The 6,909-nt window shown below is 61.6% G+C and carries 6 protein-coding genes and 1 tRNA gene; 3 read left to right on the top strand and 4 right to left on the bottom strand.

Annotated features, from left to right (window positions below; genetic code table 11):
* The 4 genes from BP38_RS22765 to BP38_RS0117390 all read right to left on the bottom strand — a co-directional run.
* Positions 1–238: COG3415 family protein (locus BP38_RS22765; protein ID WP_211250390.1), on the bottom strand; the 238-nt coding region annotated here is incomplete at its 3' end.
* Positions 239–404: 166 nt separating this feature from the next.
* Positions 405–481 (bottom strand) — tRNA-Arg (locus BP38_RS0117400).
* 97 nt (positions 482–578) lie between these two features.
* The gene (locus BP38_RS21370; RefSeq protein ID WP_155992495.1) at positions 579–1,598 is read right to left on the bottom strand and encodes an alpha/beta hydrolase; all 1,020 of its coding nucleotides are present in this window, start codon (positions 1,596–1,598) and stop codon (positions 579–581) included.
* 39 nt (positions 1,599–1,637) lie between these two features.
* Positions 1,638–2,630 (bottom strand): ABC transporter ATP-binding protein, encoded by a 993-nt coding sequence (locus BP38_RS0117390; protein ID WP_026988772.1) that lies wholly within the window; start codon positions 2,628–2,630, stop codon positions 1,638–1,640.
* A 138-nt stretch (positions 2,631–2,768) separates the two neighbouring features.
* Between BP38_RS0117390 and BP38_RS0117385 the strand changes: the two genes are divergently transcribed.
* The 3 genes from BP38_RS0117385 to BP38_RS21365 all read left to right on the top strand — a co-directional run bounded on the left by BP38_RS0117385 (position 2,769) and on the right by BP38_RS21365 (position 6,821).
* Positions 2,769–2,957, top strand: coding sequence for a zinc-finger domain-containing protein (locus tag BP38_RS0117385; protein ID WP_026988771.1), 189 nt, complete (start codon positions 2,769–2,771; stop codon positions 2,955–2,957).
* 43 nt (positions 2,958–3,000) lie between these two features.
* Positions 3,001–5,781: a DNA polymerase I gene (gene polA, locus BP38_RS0117380; protein ID WP_051609512.1), complete on the top strand. Its 2,781-nt coding sequence runs from the start codon at positions 3,001–3,003 to the stop codon at positions 5,779–5,781.
* 83 nt (positions 5,782–5,864) lie between these two features.
* Positions 5,865–6,821, top strand: a complete 957-nt coding sequence (locus BP38_RS21365; RefSeq protein ID WP_051609511.1) for an Abi family protein — start codon at positions 5,865–5,867, stop codon at positions 6,819–6,821.
* Positions 6,822–6,909: the final 88 nt, after the last annotated feature.

The raw sequence follows: 6,909 nt of genomic DNA, 5'->3' as shown, positions 1-6,909 counted from the left end.
TGTCTGTTTTCTCGCACATTCTGGCACGCAACCAGTCAGATACCTCGCTGAGTTTACCCCGCCCGGGATTGCCCTGGCGCTTTGGCGCCAGCCCGCCCGTCTCGCGCTTGAGCTTGACCATGTCGTTGACGAACTTGATCGAAACCCGGAAATGCGCCGCCGCCCCACGGTGGGTATGACCCTCCTCGACAAACTCGACAACACGGCGGCGAAGCTCAAAGGGATGTGGCTTACCCATCTGTAACCCCCTATATCTGCCATACGCAGAGGGAATCACAGATCAATTCTCAGGGGAATCCCGAATCTGATCTACGCCGACACGCTCTAGGTCTCGTCACCCTTCTTCCACCCCAAAAAGGAATGGAAGCCCGCATATTCGTAACTTACTGAAAAATAAAGGGAAATGGCGGGCCCGTAGGGATTCGAACCCCAGACCTCTTCCTCCGGAGGGAAGCGCTCTATCCAGCTGAGCTACGGGCCCGCGAACGGGCGGATGCCGTTATCGGGCGCGACACTACCCAAGCCTCTGCCAAAGAACAAGAGTGTAGACGTCCTGTCCTGAAGCCGACTTCGCGCCCTCAGGAGGCAGGCCGCTCCTTGACCAGGACCTCGGCCGAGAACGGCAGGCGGTCCCTGTCTTCTTCCTCCACCCAGGCAGCGATATCCGAGATCACCACATCGGCTTGCAGGTCGCGGAGCAGCAGGTGCCAGCCGTCCTCGTAAAGGGCGTAACGGTGGCCCTCATTGTTCGGCAAAGCCTCCCAGAACCGATCGACCGGCTTGCGCGGCACGATCTCGTCCTTCTTGCCATAGAGCACCAGGGTCGGTGTCTTCAACTCGGGCCCGGCCGCCAGGGCCGCGTCCATCAGGTTCACCAGGCCATAGATGGCGTCGACGCGCGAGTTCTTGAGCACCAGGGGATCGCGCCCCAATTCGCGCAGCATCTCGATGTTGTCCGAAGCCTGGCGCTGCAGCCCTTCACCGGATGGCTTGAACCAGGGGACCGTTCGCACGGCGGCCCAGAGGGCCACCCGCTGGTACCAGGGCTGCGTGCTGCGTGCCCAGACCGCCGGTGCCGAAAGCACCAGGCTGTCCACCGGCAGGCCGGATTCCGTCGTGGCCGCCACCACCGTGACGGCCCCGCCCATGGATTCCCCCAGCACATGGAGAGGAATCCCCGGGTACTTCTGGCGCAACAGATTGGCCGCCGTGCGCAGGTCCTCGGCCAGCACCGCCTTGCCCGGCCAGAGCCCGCGATGGGGGGCCTCGCCGAAGCCACGCTGGTCATAGGCATAGACGGCAATGCCCTGCTCGGCGAAGCTCTGGCCCGCCTCCGCAAAGGCATGGGAATAGTCGTTGAAGCCATGAACGGCCAGGATCACGGCCGTTGGCCGCTTGTCGCCCTCGGGCAGCCAGGCACGCAGCGGCAATTCCAGCCCATCCTGGGTGATGAGCGTTCCGTGTGTTTCCTCGGCCCCGATCATGATTTCGGGCTCGGTATCCCCGGGCCCGGGAGGCGCATTGCGCGGGGCGCAAGCGGTCAACAGCATGGCCACCACTGCGATCAGGAAAACAGATGATAAAGCGTGCTTGTACAAGTTCAAATCCCGATGCTCATGTAGAACACCGGAGTCAGCCTAACTCTTTTTTCGTGTCAATTGGAGAAATATGTCTTCCAGGTCCGCTTCCTCGGTCCGCAGGTCGACCACGCTCAACCTTGACTCGTTGATCGCGTGCAGCAGATCGGCCACGGGGCTTTCGCTGGCGCGATAGCGGAAGATCAGGCGGTTGCCGTCCACCAGTTCCGGCCCGAAGGACCGCAACGACTCGGGCACCTCGGTCAACTCTTCGGAAACCGTCAGGCTCAGTTCCTTGTTGTCCAGACGCTTCAGCAGCTTCTTGGTCGACTCGCAGGCAATGACCTCGCCGTCATTGATGATGGCAATGGTGTCGCAGAGTTGCTCCGCCTCCTCCAGGTAATGTGTGGTCAAAAGGACCGTGGTGCCCGCATCGTTCAGCGCCTTGACCTGGGTCCAGAGCTGCTGGCGCAACTCGATGTCCACCCCGGCCGTCGGCTCGTCCAGCACCAGCACAGGCGGAAAGTGCACCATGGCCTTGGCCACCATAAGGCGCCGGCGCATGCCCCCGGACAGGGTCCGGGTATAGGCCTTCGCCTTGTCCGCCAGGCCCAGCATCCCCAGGATTTCCATGGTCCGCCGCTCGGCCGGGGGAACGCCGTAAAGCCCTGCCTGGAGCTCGAGCAGCTCAAACGGGGTGAAGAAGGGATCGATGTTGAGTTCCTGGGGCACCACGCCGATGGAGGCCCGCGCCATGCGCGTGTCCCGGTCAATGTCATAACCCCAGATCTTTGCCTGGCCACTGGTCTTGGTGACCAGCCCCGCCAGGATGTTGATCAGCGTGGACTTGCCGGCGCCGTTCGGTCCCAGCAAGCCGAACAGCGAGCCGCGTGGAATGTTCAGGTCGACCTCTTTCAGGGCCACCTTCTCGGGCATGCGCGAGGAGCCGCGATAGACCTTGCCGAGTCCCTCGACGGACACGGCGGTCTCGGGTAACGCCGCGCGATCCGGTGCGGACGGCGCGGCGAGGTTTGATTGCTGGACCTTTGACATGATCGACCTTAACTAATTCGGCGCGCATGCGCATGCAAGTGAGCGATGAACATTGATCCGGCACGCTCAGCAGGTATCATCTGCGCCCGAACAACGGGGCCCAGCCCAACCACGGGGACCAGCAAGGATAACCGCGCAATGACTACACTAGATGATACGCACTACGTGGACGACGAGACCGTGGCCTGCGACGGCGGCGGCGGACCGCTGGGCCATCCGCGGGTCTGGCTGAACATGGAAGGCCACGGCGAAATCGACTGCCCCTACTGCGGGCGTCACTTCGTCCTGTCCGAAGAAGGCCGCAAGGCGGCCGGCAGCGGTCATTGAGACACCGCACGCCAGGAACCCCATCCCGCAAGGCAGGCGCAGCATGAGCGAAAGCACCGGCAAGGCCGCCGCCAACGGCGTGAAGCATCTCTACGTCGTGGACGGCTCCGGCTATATCTTCCGCGCCTACTTCGGCCTGAAGACCCAGATGTCCACCCCTGACGGCACGCCCACCGGCGCGGCCTACGGCTTCACCAACATGCTGATGAAGCTGATGCGGGAGAACGAGGCAGACGGCCTGCTGGTGGTGTTCGATGCCGGCAAGCGCTCCTTCCGCAACGACATCTACGACGACTACAAGGCCAACCGGCCGGAGCCGCCGGAAGACCTGATCCCGCAGTTTCCCATCATCCGCGAGGCCACCAGGGCCTTCGGCCTGCCCTGCCTGGAGTTGGAGAACTACGAGGCCGACGACATCATCGCCACGCTGGCCCGCCGCGGACGCGAGGCCGGGATCCGCGTGACCATCGTCTCCTCGGACAAGGACCTGATGCAGCTGGTCACCGACGGCGTGGACATGCTGGACCCCATCAAGGGCACACCCATCGGACCCGAGCAGGTGCAGGAGAAATTCGGCGTGACCCCGGACAAGGTGGTGGAGGTCCAGGCGCTGGCCGGCGATTCCGTGGACAACATTCCCGGCGTGCCGGGCATCGGCCTGAAGACCGCCGCCGAATTGATCGCCACCTACGGCGATGTCGAGACGCTGCTGTCCCGCGCCGAGGAAATCAAGCAGCCCAAGCGCCGCGAGCGTCTGATCGAGAATGCCGAACAGGCCCGCGTCTCCCGCCAGCTGGTGCAACTGGATAGAGACGTGCCGCTGGACTACGAGATCAAGGATTTCGTCAAGGACGAGCCCGATCCAGACGAACTGCGCGCCTTCCTCGAGAAGTACGAGTTCCGCTCGATCATCAACCGCCTGAGCGACCTTCTGGGCGAAGCGCCGGAACCGGTCCGGGAACGCAAGGAACCCGTCGGCTACAGCCTGGTGACCAAACTTTCCGACCTGGAGGACTGGATCGCACGGGCGCGCGAACAGGGCTGGCTGGCGGTGGACACCGAGACCACCTCGCTTGATCCCCAGCAGGCGCACCTGGTGGGCGTCAGCCTGTCACTGGAGGCCGAAAGCGGCTGCTACATCCCGCTGGCCCACCGCAATCCCAAGGCGGAAGGACTGGACTTCGACCAGGCCGAGGAAGGACCGCAACAGGTCGATTTCGACAAGGCTCTGGTGGCGCTGAAGGACCTGTTGGAGGACGATTCCGTTCTCAAGATCGGCCAGAACCTGAAGTACGACATGCGGGTCCTGTCCAACTACGGCATCCGCCTGACGCCGTTCGACGACACCATGCTGCTGTCCTATGTCCTGGAAGGCGGCCTGCACGGCCACGGCATGGACGAGCTGGCCGAACTGCACCTGGGCCACCGGACCATCTCCTACAAGGAGGTTGCGGGCAGCGGGAAGTCCCAGGTCACCTTCGACCTAGTGCCGCTGGACAAGGCCCTGGATTATGCCGCCGAGGACGCCGACATCACCCTGCGTCTCTGGGAGGCCTTCAAGCCGCGCCTGGTGCCGGAGAAGCTGACCACCGTCTACGAGACGCTCGAGCGTCCCCTGGTGGACGTGCTCTGCGAGATGGAGCTGACGGGGATCAAGGTGGACCGCGACCGCCTGCGCCGCCAGTCCAACGACTTCGCCCAGCGCATCGAGACGCTGGAGGAAGAGATCTACAAGCTGGCCGGGCGGCGCTTCACCATCGGCAGTCCCAAGCAGCTGGGCGAGGTCCTCTTCGACGAGATGGGCCTGGACGGCGGCGGCAAGCGCGGCAAGTCCGGCAGCTATTCCACCGGTGCCGACATCCTGGAGGGCCTGGCCAACCAGGGCCACGACCTGCCGGCCCGGGTCCTGGACTGGCGCCAGCTTTCGAAGCTGAAGTCGACCTACACCGATGCCCTGCAATCCCAGATCAACGAGAAGACCGGGCGTGTCCACACCACCTTCAGCCAGGCCGTGGCCTCGACAGGGCGGCTGTCCTCCAACGACCCGAACCTGCAGAACATTCCCATTCGCACCGAGGAAGGCCGCAAGATCCGCGAAGCCTTCGTGGCCGAAGAGGGTCATACCCTGCTGTCCGTGGACTACAGCCAGATCGAGCTCAGGCTGACCGCCCACATCGCCGAGGAGGACTCCCTGCGCCAGGCCTTCGCCGATGGCCAGGACATTCACGCCATGACCGCCAGCCAGGTCTTCGGCGTGCCGCTGGCGGACATGGATCCGGCCACGCGGCGCCGCGCCAAGGCGATCAACTTCGGCATCATCTATGGCATCTCGCCCTTCGGCCTGGCCAACAACCTGGGCATCGCCCAGTCCGACGCCAAGAGCTACATCGAGGCCTATTTCGAGCAGTACCCCAACATCCGCGCCTACATGGACAACATGAAGAAGCTGGCGCGCGAGCAGGGCTATGTCTCCACGCTGTTCGGCCGGCGCATCCACGTGCCGGCGCTCAAGGAGAAGAACCCGGCGCGACGCAGCTTCGGCGAACGTGCCGCCATCAACGCGCCCATCCAGGGCACGGCGGCCGACATCATCAAGCGCGCCATGATCCGCGTCCAGCCGGCCCTGGAGGCCGAGAAGCTGAAGGCACGCCTGGTCCTGCAGGTGCACGACGAACTGCTCTTCGAGGTCCCGGACGCGGAGCTGGAGGCGACCACGAAAGTCGTGACCGAGGTAATGGAAAAGGCCTGCGATCCCGTGGTGCAGCTCTCCGTCCCGCTGGTCGCCGAAGCCGGCCACGGCCCCTCCTGGTCCGAGGCGCACTGAACCGATCCACTCTCTCCCTGAAATCCGGATGACCTAAGAACAAACTAAGATTTTTGTTGCTTTCCGGATGGGAAATAGCGAAAATGCAGGTGATCAGAACCCCCACGCCTCTCAACGATGCGCACCAGGGGGTTTATTTTTGCTTGAAAACCTGCGCTCAGAATATGTCTCAGCGGACATTTGCAAAGCCGGTCCTTTCAACGAATGAGTTGATCTCCTTTCTTCAGAGCAAGGGGCTCGATTTCAAGCATCAACAGCTTGCCAAACGCTGTCTGACTTATATCGGATACTATCGACTGAAAATTTACATGAGGCCGTTCGAGACGGCCTCAAAGGACTTTCTCCCCGGCACAACTTTCGAGCAGGTGGTTGAGACCTATAACTTTGATAGAAAACTCAGGTTGCTGTGCCTGGACGCCATAGAGCGCATCGAGGTGGCGCTGCGCGCCTGTCTTATAAACGTTATGGGCTGTCATGGCGGCTCACACTTCTATTACGAAGAGAAATTCTTCGAGAACAAGGAAGCGGTAACCCGTATCCGTCGAAAAGGTGAGAACGGGAAACACCTCTCCATTGCACATTACAAAGCTGAATATGGAACGCCCTATCTTCCGGCAATCTGGTGTCTGACTGAAGCATCCACTTTTGGTGAACTCTCAAGATGGTATGCAGATCTTCACCGAGCTTATCGCAAGGAGATTGCCTCGGAGTTCGGCTTTGACGAAAGTATCTGCGTTTCCTGGTTTCGATCCCTATCGACACTCAGGAATGTCTGCGCACATCATGGTCGTTTGTGGAATGCTGAAATGCGTGTGGATATGCCCAAAAAGGCCAAGGCTTACGCGGAAGACCTTGCCAACAATACAAATTGCTATTCGCGGTTGGTGGTCCAGGCGGCTTTGCTGAATAACATTGACCCGAGCAACGGACAGGGCTGGAAATCACAGTTGCGCGAATTGATGGACAGTCGCCCCGCTTCACTTGACCTCAAGTCGATGGGCTTTCCCGAAAACTGGACATCGAGCACTCTCTGGAACTGAAGGTCACAAGCTTATACCTGCAAGCAAGCGAGGCTTCAGAAAACTCGCTCAGTTCAACGGTCGCATTGAGAATCCGAACTTCTCAAAC

The organism is Fodinicurvata fenggangensis DSM 21160 (assembly GCF_000686045.1).
GTDB lineage: Bacteria > Pseudomonadota > Alphaproteobacteria > Kiloniellales > DSM-21159 > Fodinicurvata > Fodinicurvata fenggangensis.
This window is presented reverse-complemented; position numbering and strand designations above follow the sequence as displayed.